At 73.6% G+C, this 21517-nt stretch carries 11 protein-coding genes; 1 reads left to right on the plus strand and 10 read right to left on the minus strand.

The genetic code is table 11. The features are described from left to right. Positions 1–112: 112 nt before the first annotated feature. Positions 113–3940: a multifunctional oxoglutarate decarboxylase/oxoglutarate dehydrogenase thiamine pyrophosphate-binding subunit/dihydrolipoyllysine-residue succinyltransferase subunit gene (locus tag NEH16_RS09955; RefSeq protein WP_265541149.1), complete on the plus strand. Its 3828-nt coding sequence runs from the start codon at positions 113–115 to the stop codon at positions 3938–3940. 70 nt (positions 3941–4010) lie between these two features. Here the strand turns inward: NEH16_RS09955 and fxsT (NEH16_RS09960) are convergent, their stop codons facing one another. The 10 genes from fxsT (NEH16_RS09960) to NEH16_RS10005 all read right to left on the minus strand — a co-directional run bounded on the left by fxsT (NEH16_RS09960) (position 4011) and on the right by NEH16_RS10005 (position 21512). Further along, a complete protein-coding gene (fxsT, locus tag NEH16_RS09960) occupies positions 4011–7289 on the minus strand; it encodes an FxSxx-COOH system tetratricopeptide repeat protein (protein ID WP_265541151.1) in 3279 nt (1092 codons plus the stop codon). After that, on the minus strand, positions 7286–8557 hold the full coding sequence (locus tag NEH16_RS09965; protein ID WP_265541153.1) for a CHAT domain-containing protein: 1272 nt from the start codon (positions 8555–8557) through the stop codon (positions 7286–7288). The genes fxsT (NEH16_RS09960) and NEH16_RS09965 overlap by 4 nt, the downstream gene beginning before the upstream one ends. Beyond that, positions 8550–10490, minus strand: a complete 1941-nt coding sequence (locus NEH16_RS09970; RefSeq protein WP_265541155.1) for a hypothetical protein — start codon at positions 10488–10490, stop codon at positions 8550–8552. The genes NEH16_RS09965 and NEH16_RS09970 overlap by 8 nt, the downstream gene beginning before the upstream one ends. A gap of 13 nt (positions 10491–10503) precedes the next feature. Then, on the minus strand, positions 10504–11451 hold the full coding sequence (locus tag NEH16_RS09975) for an AAA family ATPase (RefSeq protein WP_265541157.1): 948 nt from the start codon (positions 11449–11451) through the stop codon (positions 10504–10506). Continuing rightward, complete coding sequence (locus NEH16_RS09980; protein WP_265541158.1) at positions 11448–11843, minus strand: CU044_2847 family protein; 396 nt, start codon at positions 11841–11843, stop codon at positions 11448–11450. The genes NEH16_RS09975 and NEH16_RS09980 overlap by 4 nt, the downstream gene beginning before the upstream one ends. Positions 11844–11924: 81 nt before the next feature. Further along, complete coding sequence (fxsT, locus tag NEH16_RS09985) at positions 11925–14912, minus strand: FxSxx-COOH system tetratricopeptide repeat protein (RefSeq protein WP_265541160.1); 2988 nt, start codon at positions 14910–14912, stop codon at positions 11925–11927. Between the two features lie 80 nt (positions 14913–14992). Beyond that, positions 14993–16384 (minus strand): aKG-HExxH-type peptide beta-hydroxylase, encoded by a 1392-nt coding sequence (locus NEH16_RS09990; RefSeq protein WP_265541162.1) that lies wholly within the window; start codon positions 16382–16384, stop codon positions 14993–14995. Further along, positions 16381–17520 carry an FxsB family cyclophane-forming radical SAM/SPASM peptide maturase gene (locus NEH16_RS09995; protein ID WP_265547124.1) on the minus strand — a complete coding sequence of 380 codons (1140 nt, stop codon included), beginning with the start codon at positions 17518–17520 and terminating at the stop codon, positions 16381–16383. The genes NEH16_RS09990 and NEH16_RS09995 overlap by 4 nt, the downstream gene beginning before the upstream one ends. Before the next feature lie 244 nt (positions 17521–17764). Then, positions 17765–17953: an FxSxx-COOH cyclophane-containing RiPP peptide gene (gene fxsA / locus NEH16_RS10000; protein WP_073964859.1), complete on the minus strand. Its 189-nt coding sequence runs from the start codon at positions 17951–17953 to the stop codon at positions 17765–17767. A 151-nt stretch (positions 17954–18104) separates the two neighbouring features. Further along, the gene (locus tag NEH16_RS10005; protein ID WP_265541165.1) at positions 18105–21512 is read right to left on the minus strand and encodes an SAV_2336 N-terminal domain-related protein; all 3408 of its coding nucleotides are present in this window, start codon (positions 21510–21512) and stop codon (positions 18105–18107) included. Between the last annotated feature and the right edge of the window lie 5 nt (positions 21513–21517).

Here is a 21517-nt window from a genome sequence, read left to right on the forward strand (position 1 = left end):
GATGTGACTTGCACGACGAAGACCTCCCCGGCCTGCAAGGAACGGCTGCGGAGGCGTAGCCTTGATTCCCGCTGTCCATCACCTTGCGAAGCGGAAGAGGGCGGTCACCGCCGTGTCGTCTCAGTCCCCCAGTAACTCGAGCATCTCGACCGACCAGGCCGGCCCGGGCACCAACCCGGCCGCGGCATTCGGCGCCAATGAGTGGCTCGTCGACGAGATCTACCAGCAGTACCTCCAGGACCCCAATTCGGTCGATCGTGCCTGGTGGGACTTCTTCGCCGACTACAAGCCGGGCAAGACCGGCACGGCGGACAAGCCCGGCGCCGCAGCCGCGGGGGCTGCAGCGCCCGCGGCCCCGGCCGCCCCCACCACCGCACCGGCGGCCCCGGCCGCTCCGGCGCAGCCCGCCGCCCAGGCCCCGGCCGCACCCGCCGCCCCGGCGAAGGCCGCCCCGGCCGCCCCCGCCGCGCCCAAGGCTCCGGCCCAGGCCGCCCCGGCGAAGGCCGCCCCGGCTCCGGCCGCCAAGGCCCCCGCCGCGAAGGCCAAGGCCGCCGCGGACACCGAGGCGCCGGCCGGACCGGAGTACGTGACGCTGCGCGGCCCGTCCGCCGCGGTCGCGAAGAACATGAACGCCTCGCTGGAGCTGCCCACGGCCACGTCCGTGCGCGCCGTCCCGGTGAAGCTGCTCTTCGACAACCGCATCGTCATCAACAACCACCTCAAGCGCGCCCGGGGCGGGAAGATCTCCTTCACGCACCTCATCGGGTACGCGATGGTGCAGGCGCTCAAGGCCATGCCGGCCATGAACTACTCCTACGCGGAGAAGGACGGCAAGCCGACCCTCGTCAAGCCGGAGCACGTCAACCTCGGCCTCGCCATCGACCTGGTGAAGCCGAACGGCGACCGCCAGCTGGTCGTCGCGGCCATCAAGAAGGCCGAGACGCTCAACTTCTTCGAGTTCTGGCAGGCGTACGAGGACATCGTCCGGCGCGCCCGCAACGGCAAGCTCGGCATGGACGACTTCACCGGCGTCACCGCCTCGCTGACCAACCCCGGCGGCATCGGCACCGTCCACTCGGTGCCCCGCCTGATGCCCGGACAGGGCCTCATCATGGGCGTCGGCGCGATGGACTACCCGGCCGAGTTCCAGGGCACCTCGCAGGACACCCTGAACAAGCTGGGCATCTCCAAGGTCATGACCCTGACCTCCACGTACGACCACCGGGTCATCCAGGGCGCCGCCTCGGGCGAGTTCCTGCGCGTCCTCTCCCAGCTGCTGCTCGGCGAGAACGAGTTCTACGACGAGATCTTCAAGGCGCTGCGCATCCCCTACGAGCCGGTCCGCTGGCTCAAGGACATCGACGCCTCGCACGACGACGACGTCACCAAGGCCGCGCGGGTCTTCGAGCTGATCCACTCCTACCGGGTCCGGGGCCACGTCATGGCCGACACCGACCCGCTGGAGTACCACCAGCGCAAGCACCCCGACCTGGACATCACCGAGCACGGCCTCACCCTGTGGGACCTGGAGCGGGACTTCGCGGTCGGCGGCTTCGCCGGCAAGTCGATGATGAAGCTCCGCGACATCCTCGGCGTGCTGCGTGAGTCGTACTGCCGCACCACCGGCATCGAGTTCATGCACATCCAGGACCCGAAGCAGCGCAAGTGGCTCCAGGACCGGGTGGAGCGTCCGCGCCCCAAGCCGGAGCGCGAGGAGCAGCTGCGCATCCTGCGCCGGCTCAACGCCGCCGAGGCGTTCGAGACGTTCCTGCAGACCAAGTACGTCGGCCAGAAGCGGTTCTCGCTGGAGGGCGGCGAGTCCGTCATCCCGCTGCTCGACGCGGTCATCGACTCCGCCGCCGAGGCCCGCCTCGACGAGGTCGTCATCGGCATGGCCCACCGCGGCCGCCTGAACGTCCTGGCGAACATCGTGGGCAAGTCGTACGCCCAGATCTTCCGCGAGTTCGAGGGCAACCTCGACCCGCGCTCGATGCACGGCTCCGGCGACGTGAAGTACCACCTGGGCGCCGAGGGCACCTTCACCGGTCTGGACGGCGAGCAGATCAAGGTCTCGCTGGCCGCCAACCCCTCGCACCTGGAGGCGGTCGACCCGGTCCTGGAGGGCATCGCCCGCGCCAAGCAGGACATCATCAACAAGGGCGGCACGGACTTCACCGTCCTGCCCATCGCGCTCCACGGCGACGCGGCCTTCGCGGGCCAGGGCGTCGTCGCCGAGACGCTCAACATGTCGCAGCTGCGCGGCTACCGCACCGGCGGCACCGTGCACGTGGTGATCAACAACCAGGTCGGCTTCACCGCCGCCCCGGAGTCCTCGCGCTCCTCGATGTACGCCACCGACGTGGCGCGCATGATCGAGGCGCCGATCATCCACGTCAACGGCGACGACCCCGAGGCCGTCGTCCGGGTCGCCCGGCTCGCGTTCGAGTTCCGCCAGGCGTTCAACAAGGACGTCGTGATCGACCTCATCTGCTACCGCCGCCGCGGTCACAACGAGGGCGACAACCCGGAGTTCACCAACCCGCAGATGTACACCCTGATCGACAAGAAGCGCTCGGTGCGCAAGCTCTACACCGAGTCCCTGATCGGTCGCGGCGACATCACCCTGGAAGAGGCGGAGCAGGCGCTCCAGGACTTCCAGGGCCAGCTGGAGAAGGTCTTCGCCGAGGTCCGCGAGGCCACCTCGCAGCCGGCGCAGCCGCACGTCTCCGACCCGCAGGCCCACTTCCCGGTCGCCGTGAACACCGCGGTCTCGGCCGAGGTCGTCAAGCGGATCGCCGAGTCGCAGGTCAACATCCCCGAGTCGATCACCGTGCACCCGCGGCTCATGCCGCAGATGCAGCGCCGTGCCGCCTCGGTGGAGAACGGCACCATCGACTGGGGCATGGGCGAGACCCTGGCCATCGGTTCGCTGCTGATGGAGGGCACCCCGGTCCGGCTCGCCGGCCAGGACAGCCGCCGCGGCACCTTCGGCCAGCGCCACGCGGTGCTGGTGGACCAGGTCACGGGCGAGGACTACACCCCGCTCCTGTACCTGACGGACGACCAGGCCCGTTACAACGTCTACGACTCGCTCCTCAGCGAGTACGCGGCGATGGGCTTCGAGTACGGGTACTCGCTGGCCCGCCCGGAGTCGCTGGTCATCTGGGAGGCCCAGTTCGGTGACTTCGTCAACGGCGCGCAGACCGTCGTGGACGAGTTCATCTCCTCGGCCGAGCAGAAGTGGGGCCAGACCTCCGGCGTCACACTGCTGCTGCCGCACGGCTACGAGGGCCAGGGCCCGGACCACTCGTCCGCCCGCCCGGAGCGCTTCCTCCAGATGTGCGCGCAGGACAACATGACGGTCGCGATGCCGACCCTGCCGTCGAACTACTTCCACCTCCTGCGGTGGCAGGTGCACAACCCGCACCACAAGCCGCTGATCGTCTTCACCCCGAAGTCGATGCTCCGCCTCAAGGCGGCGGCGTCGAAGGTGGAGGAGTTCACCACCGGCGGCTTCCGCCCGGTCATCGGCGACGACACCGTCGAGCCGAGCGCCGTCCGCAAGGTCGTCTTCTGCGCCGGCAAGGTCTACTACGACCTGGAGGCCGAGCGCGAGAAGCGGGGCGTCACGGACACCGCGATCATCCGCCTGGAGCGCCTGTACCCGCTGCCGGGTGCGGAGATCCAGGCCGAGATCGCCAAGTACCCGAACGCCGCGAAGTACCTGTGGGCCCAGGAGGAGCCGGCCAACCAGGGCGCCTGGCCGTTCATCGCCCTGAACCTGATCGACCACCTGGACCTGGCCGTCGGCGCGGACGTCCCGCACGGCGAACGCCTGCGCCGCATCTCGCGCCCGCACGGCTCGTCCCCGGCAGTCGGCTCGGCCAAGCGCCACCAGGCGGAGCAGACCCAACTGGTCAACGAGGTCTTCGAGGCCTGACCGGCAGCCCGTACGGCCGAGGGGCCCGTCCCGCGCACACGCGCGGGGCGGGCCCCTCGGCCGTGGCGGCTCAGGTGACCAGCGGTTCGAAGGGCCAGAACCGGGGAGGCGGGGTGTCCTCCGCCGGACCGGCGGTGAGCACCGCACGGCAGGCCACGGCCAGCGGGTGGCCGGGTCCCAGCACCGCGTCGGCCCGGTCGCTGTTCGTACGCCCCGGCAGACGCCGGTCCGCAGGGCGGACCAGGGCCGTGTTCAGCGCCCAGCCGATCGCCCAGGGGTGGTCCTCGCCGACGGCCCGCGCCATCCTGACGCACGCACGTTTGATGTCCTCCGCCCCCCGGTCCCGGTCACCGGCCGTCCAGCGCATCAGCCCCAGGTTCCCCCGCGTGCCGATGGTGTACGGGTGCTCGTCGCCCAGCATGCTGCGGTAGCCGGCCACCACCTGCTCGTGGAGTTCCAGGGCCTCGCGGGGGTCGCCCGCTTCCCGTCGCACGGAGGCGGTGCCGGTGCTGATGAGGAGGGTGAGCGGGGTGTACTCGCCCAGGGTGCGCAGGGCGTCCCGCCGGATGCGGTCCAGGTCCGCGAGCACGGCCGGGGCGCCCTTGATCGCGTACTGGCAGAGCGCCAGGTGGTACCGGCCGCGCAGGGTCTGCGGGGCGTTGCCCCCGAGCACCCGCAGATGGTGGTCGACCGTTTCCCGCAGCGCGTGTTCCGCCTCCCGGTACCGGCCGAGGAGCCGCAGGTCCATGGCGAGGTTGATCTCCGAGTACAGCGCCGCCGGCGCGTCCGGCGACAGCACCGCCCGCCGGGATTCGAGGCAGCGCTCGTCCAGGGCAAGCGCGTCCCCGTACCGCCCGAGGAGCCGCAGTGAGACGGCGAGGTTGTTCTCCGCGTTGAGGGTGCGCGGGTCCTCGGGGCCGAGGACCCGGCGGTCGCGCTCCAGGATCGACGCGGACAGCTCCGCCGCCTCCTGGTAACGGCCGAGCCCGCGCAGATCGGCGGCGAGTCCGCCGGCGGCCCGCAGATGGTCCAGGTCCAGTTCACCGCGCTCGGCCGCCAGGAAGTCCGCGGTGGCGCGCTCGACCCGCTCGCTGTTCCGGTAGTCGCCGAGGGCCCGCAGCAGGTTGGCGTAATGGTGGCGCAGGGCCCAGGTCCGGGGGTCGGCGGCGCCGAGCGCGCTCTCCCAGGACCCCATCGCCGCTTCGGCGAACCGGATGCCGCTGCCGTACTCGCCGGAGAGGTACATGTAGCGCAGGCAGTTGAGGACCAGTTGGTGGACCCGCGGGTCCGTGCTGTCCAGGACCTCCGCCCATTCGAGGTGGGTGGTGAGTGCGGCATACGCGGGCCAGTGGCGCGGGTCCGAGGGGTCGCCCGGATCGGCGGCGACGAGCGCCCGGGCGGCCCCCTCGGCGAGCGCCCACCGCTCGCGCTCGGGGATGTCCTTGCGGATGATCTGGTGGACCATGCGGTGGAGGTGGACGGACGTCTCGCCCTCGGCCGCCCCGGACTCCACGCGGATCACGGAGTACTGGCGCAGCCTACGGATCGCATCGCCCCACCGCACCGGTTCACCCATCAGACGGGCAAGCCCTTCGGGCAGCACCTCAGGAGGGGCGGCCCTGAGCAGCCGCACGGGTACGGCGCCGGGGGCGAAGAAACAGCAGAGGTGCAGCAGTTCGACGGCTTCCGGCGCGGTTTCGCGGAGCCGGTTCAGCAGGATCGACCAGGCGGTCCGGAAGGCGAGCGGGAAGTCGGCCGACACCCTGACGACGTCCTGGCCGGCGCCTTCGTCGAGCAGCCGGATGTACTCGTCGACCGGCATGGCGGCCTCGCTCAGCCAGCCCGCCGCCTGGTCGAGCAGGAGCGGGAGACCGTCCAGGGCCTCGGCCAGCCGGGCGGCGTCGTCCTTGGTGAGGCGGGGGGCTCGAAGGCCTACCAAGGCGACCGACTCCTGAATCGTGTATGGAGGGACTTCCAGGGCGGCGCAGCCGTGTTCGGTCCACTCGGGGTTACGGGAGGTGATCAGGACATGGCCTGGTCCGGAGGGCACGAGGTCCTGGATCTGCTCGGGCTCGTCCGCGCCGTCCAGGACGAGCAGCCACCGCGCGTGCGGCTCGCCGCCGCGCAGTGCGTCCCGTACGGCGCGCAGGCGTTCGCCGTACTCGGCACCGGTGGGGAGCCCCAGCTCAGGGGCCAGATCGGCGAGTTCCTGCCGGAAGGCGGCGCGCCGGTCGGCCTGCACCCACCACACCACGTCGTATGCGGAGCCGAAGCGGTGTGCGTACTCCGCCGCCAGCTGCGTCTTGCCGATGCCGGCCATGCCGTGCAGGACGACGCGGCCGTGCCGGTTCCCGGTGGCGCGCAGCATGTCGTACAAGGCCATCAGCGGCTCGACGCGGCCGGTGAAGCGGGTGTTGCGGCGGGGGACGCCTCCCCATACCGCGGGCGGGTCATCGGGGAAGCGGGGCCCAGCCGAAGCGGACGCTTGCTCGGGCAGCGGATCGGTGGGCAGCCCCAGCCGGTCGAGGAGCCGCCGTTCCGCTTCCCGCGCACCGGCGTCGGTCAAGTCGGCCACACCGACCGCGGACGCGGCGTGGGGAAGCGCCGACGTCGTCACACATACGGTCGCGAACCAGTCCGGTCGAGGGGCGACTTCCGAGCGCAGGACCCGGTTCCACTCCTCGTGGCTGCGCGGGCCCCACTGGAAGAAGGAGTCGCTGAGCAGCAGTAGGACACGGCCCGGGGGTCGGGCCAGATCCCGCAGGGCCTCCTCCAGCGGCATTTCGGGCGGCGGGTCCCATCGCCGCTGAACCACCGGTACCCCGCGCCGCTCCAGACGGTCCCCGATCCACGCTGCCCAGGCCCGGTCGTATCCGGCGGAGCTGATGGTGACGCTCGCGTCGGGCCGCGGGGCGGGCGGGCCCGGGCGGGACGCGGTCACGCCCCGTACCACCGCTCCGGACCGGGCCGACTCCGTGATGGAGCAGGGCAGTTCGGCCTTGCGGACCGACGCGCCCCACTGGTTGAAGATGGTCAGCCGCAGCACTCCGGGACCGGCCGAGGGCCCCGCGGTGACGAGGAACGTCGCGGGTCCGTACGTACCGCCGAAGCGGTGCAGGACGAGGCCCGGGCCCTCGATGGCCTCGCAGACGAAGTGCGGCGCGCCTTCCAGGGCGACGCTGAACGTCACTTCCTCCTCCTCGTACGGCCAGGCGTCGCCGTCCGTGTCCCCGTGGGCGTCGAGCGGGCCGCGCAGGTCGACGCTGACGCACTGGACCAGGCCCGGTTCCACCTCGGGGAGCCAGCCCACGACGGGTTCGATCAGCAGCGGGCGTTCGGCGGGGGTCATGGCCGCCCACCCGCCTCGGTCGGTACGGGAACGCCCTGGTGGCGGGCGGTGAGGCGCAGGGTGCTGAGCGGATGCCCGTAGTACTGGAACATCAGGCTGTAGAGCAGGCGCAGCACGTTCTGCTGCCGGTCCCTGTCGAAGGTGCCGTCGTCCTTGACCATCATCGGGACCCCGCCGCCCGCGAGGAAGGTGTCGTAGACCTCCGCGCGGAAGGCCCGGAGCGCAGTGGCGACGGGCCGGCCGGGGGCCTCGGTCACGGTGTCCACGATGCGGCGGATCATCACCCGGGCCTCGGGGTCGCCGACCGCGCCCGCCGAGACGATGCAGCCGCCCGCGCCGTTGCGCAGGAAGATCTGGGTGAACCCGCGCAGATACTGCCTGCCGTCGCCCCCGTAGTCGAGGAAGCGCCCGGAGTGGCAGGCGTTGAGGCAGACCAGGGACGCGTCGCGGCCCAGGAGCCGCATGTCGAGGTCGTGGTAGTCGGCCCAGGTGCCGCCGCCCAGGGTGAGCTTGCTGAGTTCCTGGTCGAAGGTGCCGTGGCAGCCCATGTACACCAGGCCGGTGCGCTGCTCGGCGAGATCGTCCAGATTGCTCAGGAAGCTCTCGATGCCGAAGTGCGGCCGGTGTTCGTACGGGTCGAAGAACTCCTGGTCGCGGGTCATGTCGGCGTGGAAGAAGCTGAGGACCCGGCCGTCGGGGGCGACCGCCCGGTCCGGGAAGTCGTCCAGCCAGCGCGCCACGTCCACGAGCGCGCCGAGCGGCCCGCCGCGCAGCCCGGCGCCCGGCTCCGGGGGCAGGTCCAGGGCCTCCCAGGGCAGCTCGAAGCCGGTCTGGTCCAGGACGACGATCTGAAGCGCTTCGCCGTGGACCCGCCGGCACCGGTTGATCCAGTCGGTCAGCCGGTGCTGGTACTTCGACCAGCGCCGGATGGACCGGAACAGCTCGGAGGGCGGGATGCCGCCCCGGCGCGCATGGCCGAATCCGATGTCCCCGGGCCGGAGCTGGTCGGGGCCCGTGGTGTACGGGAGCCGGTCCACGCCCGCGCACCACGCCTCGATCCCGAACGCGTCGGGAGCGCCGGCCCCGGTGTGGTGGCGCGCGACCCGGATGCGGGCGTACGCGGTGTCCGGCGGGCGGGCCGCGTCCACGGGCGCGGCGCCCAGGCCGCGTGGCTCCGGCGGGCCGGGTGCCGGGAGGCGTGGGCCGGGCAGCGCCTGGGCGGCGGAGGCGACCATGCCTCGGATCAGCCGGAGCCGCCCGTCACCCATGGCGCGCCTCCCGGTCCGCCGCGGCAAGGGCGTCCTCGTCGCCGGTCCCTCCGACGAACCCGCCGCCCAGGGCCTCGGCCAGGGCCGCCGGGAGGCGGGTGTACGGGGGCCGGCCCGGGTCCACGACGACGCTGCGAAGGCGGCTGCGGCCCAGGGCGCGGATGTGCTCCGCCACGGCCACGGCGTCGTCGACGCCGGTACGGCACACCGGGCCGGGGACCGGCCGGCCGCTGCGGCTCACGGCGAGCGGGACATTGCCCCGGCCGTCGGTGGCGACGACCAGGAGCGCTTCGACCAGTCCTGCGCTGTGGTGCCGGAACGCCCGCCGCAGCGCCTGCCCGGCCAGGTCGAGGCCGTGGGCGAGCGGGGTGGCCCGTCCGGGGTGCCGGGCCAGCGCGGCGGCGATGCGGGGGTCCCGGGTGGAGCGGGCGGTGAAGGCGCGGGCCCGGAGTTCGTCCGGCTCGCCGCCGGCGCCGACCTCGACCACATGGACGGCGGCCCGGGTGACGTACGCCCAGCGCAGGAAGGGTTCGAGTGCCGGGTACCAGTCCCAGCCGCCCCGGCAGGTGTGGTCGAGGACGACGGCCAGCATTCGTACGGGCTCCGGGGCCCGGAGATAGCCGCGCAGGTCCGCCGGGGCGATCACCAGCGGGCCTCCCGCACCGCCCCGGACGGCCCGGTACTTCGCGGCCTCCATCGCGGTGCGGACCGGGGCCAGATCCCACAGGTCGCGGGCGCGCCGCACCCCGATGACCGGCCCCCGGGAGGCCCGCGTCCCGGTATCGCGCCGGGCCGGCACCCGCAGCGTGCCCTCGCCGCGCCCCGGGCCCGCCACGTCCTCCGGATACGGGAGGTCGGCGGCCGGTGACGGTTCCTTGGGGGCCGCCGCCGGGCCGAGCGGCTGCGCCGATTCCGGCCCGTGCACGGGGACACCGGCTTCGGCCTCCTGCTCCGCGCCGCGCGGAGGCTCCGGGCGCGGCAGCGGACGGCCCGCACCCGGCGGCTCGGGCAGCTCCCGGTCCGGGGTGTGCTCCGGGCGCGCTTCGGGGCGGTGCGGGGTGCGGAGCCGGATGAGCCGCGCGGCGCGGTCGACGTGAGCGGGGGTGACCGGGAAGGGGGTGGCGGGGAAGGGGGTGGCGGTTGGGCGGTCCTGCGAGGCGCCCGTCGTGTCCGCCGAGTCCAGCCGGGCCAGGGCGCGGGCGATGCGGGCCAGGGCGAGCGCGCGCCGGTTGCCGCCGCCATCCGGCTCGTCCAAGAGGCCCAGCACGGCGGAGGCGGCCTCGTCGGTGAGCGTGACGGGGGGCCGGGGGGTGTCCGGGGCGAGGGCCGTCGCCCAGCCGGCGGGGAGCGGACCGAGCGGGTCGGGGCCGGGGCGCGGGCGCAGGGCCGGGGCGGCGAGGCGCAGGACGAAGCGGTCCAGGAGGTGCGGGGAGAGGAGCGCGGCGTCCTCGGACCGGCAGCACGCCAGCCACCGTGCGCGCGGCCGCCAGTGGTGGCGGACGCCTGAGTGCTCCAGGGCGGCGGTGTCCGCGCCGAGCAGTTGGACGGCGGCGCGCAGGCCGGGGACGCTGAGCCGGGCGAGATCGGGGACGACGACGAGCCGGGGGCCGCCGTCCGGCTCGGCCAGCGGCCCGGGGCCGAAGGTGAACCCGATGCCTTCCGGGCCCCGGCGCACTCGGGGGCGTATCCACAGGTCCTCGTCCACCGTGGCGGAGTCCAGCACGGTCCGGGGCGCGGGACGGCCCGGCGGATGCCCGTACGCACTGCCGAGCAGTCGCGCGAACGTCCGGGCGACGACGGGCAGGTGCTCGGGCGGGAGGTCGAAGAGCAGGACGCCGGCGAGCGAGGGCTCCAGCGCGGCGGAGACGAGCACGGTGAGCAGGCGCCGGAGGTCGCCGTCCGGCCCGTCCGCCTGGTCCCCTGTCGGTCGCACCGGTGTCCCCATGTCAGCCGAAGAGGTCGTCCAGCGCGGATTCCTCTTCCGGCCCCCAGACCGGCTCGGGACCGTGCACCGAATCGGGCCTGCGGTGGCGCAGGGCGAGCGGCACCACCCGGCGTACGTGCGACCGCTCCACGGACCGGGCGCCGTCCCGTGCGGCGAGCGCGCGGGCCGCCTTGGCCACGAGCAGGTCGCCCCGCTGGCCAACGGCGCCGGTGCGGGCGGCGGCCTCGGCGCAGAGCCTGCTGATGTCCGGGTCCAACCGGACCTCGGAAAGCCGCTCACGGGCGGTGACCAGGCCGTCCCGCAGGCGCTTGTTGTCGTCCTCGGCCTCCCGTAACCAGGCGGAGTCCGCGACGAGGCGTTCCTCCTCGAAGGCGAGCACGGTGGTGATCATCCGGTGCCGCTCCTCGATGTCCAGCTCGGCGGCGGTCACCATCAGCCCGAAGCGGTCGAGCAGTTGGGCCCGCAGGCTGCCCTCCTCCGGGTTCATCGTGCCGACGAGCCCGAACGAGACATGGGCCTCAGTGTCTATGCCCTCCCGCTGCACGGACAGGACGCCGGTGGAGACGACATCGAGGATGATGTTGACGATGTGGTCGTCCAGGAGGTTGACCTCGTCGATGTAGAGCAGCCCCTTCCGGTGCGCCTCCTCCAGGAGGCCGGGCTGCCGTCGCGCCTCCCCGTGCATCAGGGCGTCCAGCTCCCAGCCGCCGAGCACCCGGTCGTCGGTCGCGTTGATCGGCAGGGTGACGGGCAGGCAGCCGCCGGTCATCAGCGCGAAGGCCCGGACGACGGTGGACTTGGCGGTGCCACGCCGGCCGGCGATGAGGACGCCGCCGATGGCCGGCGCGATGAAGTTCAGCTCCAGGGCCAGCTTCAGCTCGTCCTGCCCGACGACGCGGCTGTACGGGAGGATCGGGGCCGGTAACGCCTCGGCCGCCGCCTCGCTCACGAGGGCGCCACCACCGTGGTCACCCGCTCCTCCCGTCCCGGCTGCCAGCGGAAGGTGACCTGGATCTGCGCCTCCGCCCCGGCCTTGACCACGGCGGCCATCCCCGCCTCGAAGGTGATGCCGACCTGGAGTTCGACCTCGTCGGGCCGCAGCCCGTCCCCGAGGTCGCCCAGCCTGCGCATCGCCTGGGAGGCGCAGCGCCGGGCGAGGTCGAGCCCGTCGCCGTAGAGGTCCTGCGCCGCCGCGAGCGCTCGGCGGCCGGCGTTGTCCCGGGTCTCCTCGCTGTCGTACAGGGAGTCCGCGTCGGTGGCGGGCACCCCGGTGGCGGCGAACGCGTCCGCGTCCACGACCACCGGGATGGGGGCGTCCTCGCCCGGTGCGGGTGGTCCCACTACTACCGCCATTGCTGCCCCCAGTCGCCCAACTGCCTTACTGCGCAAGGTTACTGATAGGGCATCACTGACGCCATGCCGTCAGATCATCTGAGGTTCGAAGTCCCAGTACGGCCGGTTCCTGGAGCGGGCCGACACGGTGTGCACATGCTGCGCGCCGAGGGTGGCCACCAGGTCGTCCAGCGCCTCCGTCTCGACCTTCTCCGCCCGCTGCCTGTCCCGGACTCCGCGCAGGTCAGCGGCGTGAGCGATGCGGGCGGAGAGCGTCAGGGGATGAGTGCGCCCCAGGGCCTCGATGGCGCGCGTGACCACGGAGTCCGTCAGGGCCACGGCGGACTCCACGTCACCGATCAGGTTGCGGATGGCCGAGGCGTTGATGGCGCAGCCCAGCGTCCAGGGGTGGTGCTCGCCCACGGCCCGCTCCATGCCGGCGAGCGCTTCCTCCATCAGGTGGTACGCCTGCTGGCGCTCCCCGACGCTGCGGAGGATCAGGGCGTGATTGCCGCGGGTGCCCGCCACGTACGGATGCTCCTCACCGAGCATGTCCGCGAAGCCCTGGACGACCTTCTCGCTTATGGCCCTGGCCTGGTCGATGTCGCCGTGCTCCCGCGCGAAGAAGCTCTGGCTCGCGGCGAACATCATCGTGAGAGGGTCGCTCTCACCCAGGGCGCGCTCGCACCGTTCGAGTACGCGGGTGAACAGCTCCGCCGCCCTGGTGCGTTCGCCGTTGCGGTAGTGGCAGAGGGCGAGGTTGTGCTCGGCGCGCAGGGTCTGCGGATTGTCCGGCCCCAGGACCCGTCGGTGGACCTGGGCGCTCTGGTTCTGGAGGGAGAACGCCTCGTTGTACCGGCCGAGGAGTCGCAGGTCGGTGGCGTAGTTGATCTCGGAGTAGAGAGTCCACGCGTGGCGCTGGCGCAGGAGTTGGCGGCGGGCGTCCAGGGTCAGCCCGTTCAGTTCGAGGGCCTCGGCGTACCTGCCCAGCAGCCGCAGTGTCGTGGCCAGGTTGTTCTGCGCGTTGAGGGTGCGTGAATCCTGTTCGCCCAGCAGTTCCTGGTAGCCGGCGAGCACCCAGCTGGAGATCTCCAGCGCCTCGTCGTACCGCCCGAGGCCGCGCAGGTCGGCGGCCAGTCCGGTGGCAGCGCGCAGGTGTTCGAGTTCGTGGGTGCCGCGCTTGGCGCGCAGATGCTCCACCGCCGCACGTTCGATGGCCTCGGTGGCCGCGTAGTCGCCGACGGACCTGAGCAGGTTGGCGTAGTGGTAGCTGAGTTCCCAGATCCTCGGGTGGTCCTCGCCGAACAGCTCCCGCCAGGCGGCCAGGGCGCGTTCGCCCAGCTTGATGCCGGCCCGGTACTCCCCGGACAGGTACATGTAGCGCAGGCAGTTGAGGACCAGCGTCTGCACCGCGGGGTCGGTGCTCTTCAGTACATCGGCCCACTTGAGGTGGGGGGTGATCTCGGCGTACGCGGGCCACAGCCGGGTGTCGGTGGGGCGGCCCGGATCCGCCGCCGCGAGGGCGCGCCGGACTACGTCGATGAACTCCTGGCGGTTCTCCTCCGACATGTCGTGGCCGACGATCTGGTGGACCATGCGGTGCATGTAGATGGATTCACCGGCGGAGGCCGCGTCGACCACCGACTCGTGGGACTCCAGCCGGACCACGGAGTACTGGCGGAGCTGGTTGATGGCCCTGTTCCACAGCAGGGGGTCGCTCATCAGACCGGAGACCTGTTCCGGCAGGTCCCCCGGCGGCATCTCCTTCAGCAGCCGTACGGGGATGGAGCCGGGCGCGAAGAAGCTGCACAGGCGCAGCAGGTCGACGGACTCGGGGACGGTGTCCCGGAGCTTGTTCAGCAGTATCGACCAGGCGGTCTGGAAGGCGAGCGGGAAGTCGGCGGAGACCTTGACGACGTCCTGGTCGATGCCGCCTTCGAGGAGTTCGATGTACTCCTCCACGGACAGGTCCGAGTCGTTGAGCCAGCCCGCGGTCTGGTCGAGCAGCAGCGGCAGGTCTTCGAGGGCCTCGGCCAGCTGGTCGGCCTCGGCCGGGGTGAGGCGCGGGGCGCGGCGGCGGATGAAGGCCACGGACTCGTCGCGCCGGTAGACGGGCACCTCGACCAGGTTGCTGTTGTGCTCGCTCCACTCCGGGTTGCGGGAGGTGATGAGCACGTGCCCCGGTCCGGTGGGCACCAGGTCCCAGATCTGGTCGGGTTCGTCGGCGCCGTCCAGGATCAGCAGCCAGTGGGAGTGGGGGTCGCCCCGGCGCAGCGAGTCGCGGACGGCGCGGAGCCGTTCACCGTACTCGGGGCCGGTGGACAGGCCGAGTTCCGGGGCGAGTTCGGCGAGCTTCTGGCGGTAGAGGGCGCGCCGGTCGGCCTGCACCCACCACACCACGTCGTACTCGGAGCCGAAGCGGTAGACGTACTCCGCCGCCAGCTGGGTCTTGCCGACGCCGGACATGCCGTGCAGGGTCACGACTCCGGCGCCCGGTCCGGATTCCTGGAGCGCCCGGTAGGCGTCGGTGAGCAGTTGCTCGCGGCCGGTGAAGCGGATGTTGCGGCGCGGCACTCCGCCCCACACCTGCGGGGTGTCGGACGGGAAGCGCGGGCCCGCGGGGGTGCCGTCGGGCAGCGGGTCGGTGGGCAGCCCCAGCCGGACGAGGAGCCGCCGCTCCGCCTCCTCGGCGCCGACGTTGGTGAGGTCGGCGGCGCCCAGTGCGGAGGTGGCTCCGGGAAGCGCTGACGTGGTGACGCACACGGCGGCGAACCGGTCGGGATTGGGGGCGACTTCGGAGCGCAGGGCGCGGTTCCACTCGTCGTGGCTGCGGGGGCCGAGCTGGAAGTACCAGTCGCTGAGGATCACCAGGACGCGGCCGCGCGCGAGCGTCAGGTCCCGCAGCGACTCCTCCAGCGGGATCGAGACCGGCGGGTCCCACCGCTGCTGGACGACCTCCACACCACGCCGCTCCAGACGGTCCGCGATCCACGCCGCCCAGGCGCGGTTGAAACCGGCGAAACTGATCGTGACGGTATTCGCCCCGGTTACTCCAACTGGCCTACGCGTTCCGGGCATTCAACCGTCTCCCTGCCTCGATACGAGCCTTCTCAACATACCCCGGAGCATGGTCGCTCCGACTGGAATCCGGGCGATGTTCACTGCCTTCGCGAGCCGTTCCTCTGCTGCCATATCACCTTGGCGGTGCTCACGTACGCCTCCGCGCGTGCAAGGTGCCCCGAGGGAGGCGGCGAATCCTCCAGACGGTGGTAAACCGAGATCATCTCGTTGACGACCGTCCGGCCCTCGGGCGTGAGCGCCGCCGACCCGGCCAGCACCGGCAGTACGGCCCCGACCTGCTGCCGGCAGCGCGCATGCTCGGCCCAGGCCAGATCCCGGTGGGTGACGCGCCTCGCGCTCAGCGCGAACCGCTGCCAGTAGTCGGCGAGTGCGAGGTGCGAATAGGCGCCCTGGAGCAGTCCGTCGAAGGGCCGGGGATCGGGGCGCCAGGGCGCGAAGTGCCGGGGCGCGGTGTCCTCGTGGTGCAGGGGTACGAGGGCGCAGAGGGCGGCGAGTTTGGTGTGCTGGAGTTCGTGCACGAGCGTGGAGGCGAAGTACGCGGCGGTGGCCGGCTTGCTGCTGAGAACCGCGCCGAACGCCTCACGCCGGGTGCCGCTGCAATGCGCGGCGCTGCGGCCGGTGGGCCCGGAGCCGGGCGGCGGCCCGAGCGGGACCATGCAGCGCAGCAGGACGGATGCCTCGGTGAGCCGGTGCTCGCCGCCCAGGCGCAGCAGTGGCTCGACCCCGGACCAGGACTCGACCCACGCCTTGCGCTCCCAGTCGTCGATCTGGGCGGCGTCCCCCAGTCCGTGGGTCTCGGCTCCGCCGCCGCGCGTCCGGTACGGGTCGAGGTCGTCCAGCACCACGGGCCCCGCCCCGGGCACCACGGCGGGCAGCGTGACCAGGGGCACCCAGCGGGGGTCCGCCGAGCTCGTGGCCCCGTCCCGCTGGACGCGGACGGTGAAGGGCGCGCCGTCGGCCGGGCGTACGGTCAGCTCTCCTTCGCGGCCGTGGAGTGCGACCGGTCCGGTGTCCGCGCGGACGGCTCCCAGGGTGGGCAGCGACAGGAGCCCGCCCCGGGGACCGAGCCGCACCCGGAACCCGATCCCCGCCCGCACCCCGGCCGCGGCGGCCAGCGCCGTCAGGTGCGCCAGGTCGGCCAACAGGTCCGGTCCGCCCGGCGCCTCCGACGTCAGCCCGCCCAGCAGCCGCTCGGCCCAGGGCCCCGCCAACGGGTGGAACAGAACGCTCCGCGCCGCCCCCCGGTCCGCGCGTTCGGCGGCTTCGAGGAGGGCCCAGTCCGCGCGGAGCCGGTCCAGCAGGGGTGGCGGGCAGACGGTGGCCGGGGCGGCCTCCGCCGCGTCGAGCACGGCGCGCAGGAGGACGAGGCGGCGGGTGTCCTGGTCGCGGACGAGCAGGCCGAGCGACGCGGCGTCGCCCTCGGTGCGGCCGAGCTCGCGCAGGACGTGGTCGGGGACGGCAGAACTCATGGGGGGTCTCCAGCGGTTGCTTCGGCGAGCCGGTCCGCGACGTGGCGGATCAGCCGTTCGAGGTCGGCGCAGTAGACGGAGGGGTTCCGGAAGCCGTTGTCTGCGCGGTAGCGGTGTGCGTAGTGGCCGCCCCCGCACACGGTCAGCAGCGGGCAGGCGCGGCAGGCGGCGGCGAGCGCGCCGGCCCCCGCCTGGCGGGCGGCCACGCCCGGGTGGCGCAGCGCCTCGTCGAAGGTGTGGTGGAAGACGTCGAGGCCGGTGGCGGCCGCGCCGTCGTAGGCGGACTTGAGCGAGTCGACCTGCTCGATGGAGCCGTCCGTCTCGATCACGACCGCGTTGACCGGGTCCAGGCCGAGGGATTCGGTCGCGGCGGGCAGCCCGAGAAGCAGCGCGGAGCACTCCTCGAACAGCCGGATCCGGGTCTCCCGCCGGGGCGCCCCCCACCAGCGGTCGAAGACGGTGCACAGCCAGTCGCCGTACGGGGTGGGGCGCCCCGGACCGGGAGCGGCGGCAAGGCCGGGCGGCGGGCTGGACCAGTTGCCGTGCGGGAGCAGGAGGTCCAGGGCCGGAGGGCGCAGGGCGAGCAGTGACTCGTACATCTCCACCGGGTCGGTGCGCGGGTCCACGACGGTGAGGATGCCCGCGTACGCCTCGGGGTGGTGGTCGGCGAGGAGCCGGGCGCCCCGGGAGGCGGCGGGCCAGGAGGGGCGGCCTGCGTGGTCGGTGCGCAGGGTGTTGTGGGCGGCGAGCCCGCCGTCGAGGCTGATGCCGACACGGATGCCGTGCCGGGCGAGCGTGTCGATGCCGGCGTCCGTGAGCAGCGTGGCGTTGGTCTGCACGGTGGTGCGTACGGCGCAGCCCTCCGGCACGCGTTCGCGCACCGCGTCGGCGAGGGCCGCCAGCCTGCCCGGTCCGGCGAGCAGGGGTTCGCCGCCGTGCAGGACGAGGGCGACGCTGCCGAGCCCGTGGGCGGCGGCGTGCTCGGCGATGCGGTCGGCGGTGCGGTCGAGGACGGCGGGCGACGCGGCGGACGGGCGGTCGCGCCAGGTGCGGTCGGGGCCCTCGTACAGGTAGCAGTAACGGCAGGCCAGGTTGCAGCGGCCGTGCACCTTCACGATGAACTGCCCGAAGGGCACGGGGCCGAAGCCCGGGGCGTCCGCCGTCCCCTTCGCGTCCCGCTCCGTGTGTCGCCCCCGCGGTGTCGTCCGTCCAGCCACTCACGCACCCCCGTGCTGTACACCGGCCGGGGCACCCCCCGTACCGGCCCGGGGCGAGTGTTCCCGGTGAGGGACAGGGCCAGGCGGCACCCGGGCGATGATGTCTCAATCGGGTGCACCACGGGCCGGAATCGAGCGTCGGCCCCACCGGCACGGCCTTGGCTCAGAACGCGTTGGTGAACCCCCAGAGCATCTCCTTGGGCTGCTCCGCCCGCCCCCGCAGATCCGCCACCACCTCGGACAGCACCGGGTGGTCCATCGTCCGCAGGGCCGCCAGGTCCAGGCCCAGCAGGTCCGGCAGTGCACCCGCGCCGGCCGCGCCCGTTCCCTCGTACCGTGTCGACTCGCTCATCACGCCTCCCCGTACCGCAGCACCGGGCCGGCCGGTGACCCGCTCGCCGTTGAGCGCGTCCCGCCGGTCCCGCATCCCTGACCTGCCGTGTCGCCTGCTGCCTTACGCGCGTGCCGGGGCCCCGGCGCGCTCGCCGTCGGGCGCGCCGCTCTCACCGCTCCAGCTCCGCCAGCCGCTCGGCGGTCGCCTCACCCGCCGCGCCGCCGTTGTCCGGCAGTTTGCGCCACTCCTGGCGGGCCGCCCGGTACGCGTCGCGCGCGGCCCGGGGGCGGCCTGCCCTCTCGTACGTCATACCCCGCCAGTGGTTGGCTGTAGCGGCCAACTCCACTGCTTCCTGGAGATGTTGTGGACTTTCCTGCTCCGTTTGCGCCTCGCCGGCCGCGTCGGCGGCCGAGCGGAACGCCTCCGCCGCCTCGTCGCGGCGGGCCGGGCGGTCGAGGACGCCGGCCGCCTGGAGGAGGGCCCGGCCCAGCTCCAGCCAGCAGCGGGCGGCGGTGAGCGGGGCGGTGGCCTCCTCGGCCGCCAGCTTGAAGAGGTACTCGGCCTCCCGCAGGTCGACCCGGTCCGCCGTGGCGCGGTGGCGCAGCATCAGGGCCCGGCCCAGCATCAGCAGGCGCTCGGACTGCTGGGCGCCGCCGGCCGGCATCTCGGAGCGGCAGTCGCGCAGCACCCGGACCGCCGCGCCGATGTGCGCGCCGCCGTCCGGGAGTTCGGCGCGGCGCAGCAGCGTGGCGCCCCATTCGGCGAGCAGGTCGGTGTAGGCGCGGGAGTCGCGGGGGATGCCCCGGGCCGCGCGGGCGAACCACTCGGTGGCGGCGACGAGTTCGGCCGGGTCGCCGGTGTGTTCGTAGCGGGCGACCCGGACGCGTCCGGCCCGGGTCTGGAGCTGGGCGCGCTGGCGCTGGTCGCGTACGGTCTCCAGCGCCTGGGCGGTGAGGGTGGCGGCCTCCTCCGGCTCGGCGCCCGAGGCGAGCAGCGCGTCGACCAGGTCGAGGACGATGCGGACCTCGGTGCCCATGGTCTGCCCCGCGCTCTGGGCGAACGCGGTGCGCAGCGACCGGGCCGACTGGCGGGCGTACTCGCGGGACTGTTCGCCGTCCTGGGTGGCGCGGGCCAGCTTCAGGAGGGTGCGGCCGTGCTGGAGGGGCAGGACGGCGGGGCGGTTCTCCTGGTCGGGCCAGGCGTCGGCGAACGCCTCCAGCATCCCGCAGGCGCTCTGGAGCAGGGCCGTGTCGCCGTCGAGCCGCCACTGCGCCTCCAGGGCCCGGACCCGCTCCAGGGTGAGGCGCAGCGCCTCGCCGGGCTCAAGTCCGGGGCTGGCGCAGGCCGCGGTGTATTCGCGGTCGGCGCGCCGCAGCAGCTCCAGCGCGCCGCGCCGGTCGCCGCGCCTGCGCCGGTCGTCGGCGGCCGCGTGGAGGACCTTGGCGAGCACCGCGCGTTCCCGGACGGCGCCGGGGCGGGCGGCGGCCCGTTCGGCGGCGCGTTCGGCCTCTTCGAGGAGGTCGGCACCGCCCTGGACCTCCCACAGGCGCAGCACGCAGCGCGCGTACTCCGCCCAGAGTTCGGTGTCGTCGGCGGGGGCCGGGGTGTGCTCGGCGGCGCCCCTGAGCAGCTGTACGGCGTCGATCAGGCGCTGCACCATCTTGTCGGTCTCGAAGTGGCGCACGAGTTCCCGCGCGCGGCGCACGGCGAGGCCGGCGGCCTGGGGGTTGCCGGGCGTCTTGGGCTCCCGGGTGACGAATCGTGGCGGTACGGGCATGAATCGCTCCAGTACGCGGGCTGCGACTTCGGCAAAGGCGTGGGGGACGCGCGGACCCCCGGGTCTCTCGTTCCCCCCGTTCCCCTCGTTCTCCTCACTGTCGTCGGTTTCCTCGGCCGCCCGGGCGGCGGGGTCCGTGGCGGGGACCGGCCAGGGGGTGCCGTGCGCGGCGTCGCGGATGGTGCCGTCGCCGAGCTGGGCGTAGGCCAGGGCCGGGAAGTTGGGCCCGCCCTTGCCGAACCGCTGCTCTATGTACTGCGAACAGTGCTTGAGCACGAGCAGGGCCTCGTCGCGGCCGAGGGGCCCGAGCAGTGCTTCCTGGACGTCGGGCTCGAAGACGTACCACTGTCCGCGTCCGGTGCCGCCCTCCTGCCGCTTGAGGAGTCCGCTCAGCAGGACCTCGGCGAGCTCGGAGGGTCCCGAGTGGGGCAGCATCGTGCGCTGGACGAGTTGCATGACGGGGAGGTAGAGGGGGGCCGCGGCGAGGTAGACGGCGAGCTGTCCGGCCGCCGGGGAGGCCGTCGAGCGGAACCGGCTGACCAGGTGCAGCGAGGACAGCGCGTCGCCCGGGCGGCGGGCCGGGGCCGCGGGCTGGTCGGCCCGGACCCAGCCGACCGCGCCCGGCACCGAGGCCGCGCCGGTGCCGGAGAGCAGCCGGGCCCAGGCGGCGAGCGCGTCCGCGACCGGCGGCAGCACGGGGACGGCGAGGGCGCCGGGGTGGGCGGGGCCCGTCCCGGCGTCGCCGGTGACCTTGAGGAGGGCGGCCCCGGCCGGGCCCTCGCCGCGGGTGAGCGAGCCGAAGGTGACCGGCAGCCGGGTCCGGTTCCACATGCGCTGCGGCAGCGGCTGGAGCACGGCGACGGGGGCGAGCCGGGCGAGCTGGTGCAGCAGCCGGTGGGCGTGTCCGGTGCGCCAGAGGGGGCCCGCGCAGTCGCTGACCACGACGGTCACCCGGCGGCCGGTGGGGTCGCTGAGCCGGTCCGCCGAGTGCAGCGGGGCGGCGGTGGGGTCGGGGCTGCGGCTGACCGTGCAGCCGCCGTCGGGACCGGGGTGGAGGTAGCGCATCTGGACATCCCGGAACGCGCCGATCCGGGCGAAGATCTGCTGGAGTTCCTCGAACAGCCGGTCCCAGACCAGCATCGAGGAGGAGGCGTCCATCACGCACTGCACGACGGCGTCGCCGCGCCGGACGCCCCGGAAGACGGGCATGACCACGCCCCCGGCGCGGGCGCTGCGTTCGGCGGTCGCCGACTCGTCCAGGACCTGGCGCAAGGGCGCGGAGACCGGGCGGTAGCGCTGCAACGGGCGGAGCGCGCGGGTCAGTTCGAGGGCGGCGGGCAGGACGGGCGCGGCCGGTACGCCGAGGGGCAGCACGGCGGCGTGGGCGTCCGCGCCGGGCCGGATGTCCTCCGGGTCCGGTGGAGCGTCCGGTGAGCCGGGCCGGGTGCGGCCGGGGACGGGGTGCAGGGAGATCCGCTCGCCGTCGCCCGGTGCGGGCGTCTCCTCGCGCCGGGCGGCCCGGTCCTCGTCCGGGGTGCGGGCGTCCGGGGTGGCGGTGCGGCGGGGGTCGGGGCGGTCTTCGGAGGGGCGGTGGCCGGGGCGCGCGGGGTCCGGGCCGGTCCCCTCCCCGGGCGCGGCGGCGCGGCGGGTCCACCGGGCCAGCCAGAGGGCGTCGCAGAGCTGTTCGACGTCCGGGTCGAGCCCGGCGCCGCGCAGCCGCGCGACCAGCTCGGGCAGTAAGCCGCCGTCGTGGGTTTCCGGGGCACCGCCGCCGTCGGTCCTGTCCGCCGCACCGGACATCAGAG

It is taken from the genome of Streptomyces drozdowiczii (genome assembly GCF_026167665.1).
Classification (GTDB): domain Bacteria; phylum Actinomycetota; class Actinomycetes; order Streptomycetales; family Streptomycetaceae; genus Streptomyces; species Streptomyces drozdowiczii_A.

Coding starts and splice junctions, on each gene's coding strand:
- fxsT (WP_265541160.1), bottom strand. CDS start 14,912: ATGCCCGGAACGCGTAGGCCAGTTGGAGTAACCGGGGCGAATACCGTC.
- NEH16_RS09990 (WP_265541162.1), bottom strand. CDS start 16,384: ATGAGTTCTGCCGTCCCCGACCACGTCCTGCGCGAGCTCGGCCGCACC.
- NEH16_RS09965 (WP_265541153.1), bottom strand. CDS start 8,557: ATGGGTGACGGGCGGCTCCGGCTGATCCGAGGCATGGTCGCCTCCGCC.
- fxsT (WP_265541151.1), bottom strand. CDS start 7,289: ATGACCCCCGCCGAACGCCCGCTGCTGATCGAACCCGTCGTGGGCTGG.
- fxsA (WP_073964859.1), bottom strand. CDS start 17,953: ATGAGCGAGTCGACACGGTACGAGGGAACGGGCGCGGCCGGCGCGGGT.
- NEH16_RS10005 (WP_265541165.1), bottom strand. CDS start 21,512: ATGTCCGGTGCGGCGGACAGGACCGACGGCGGCGGTGCCCCGGAAACC.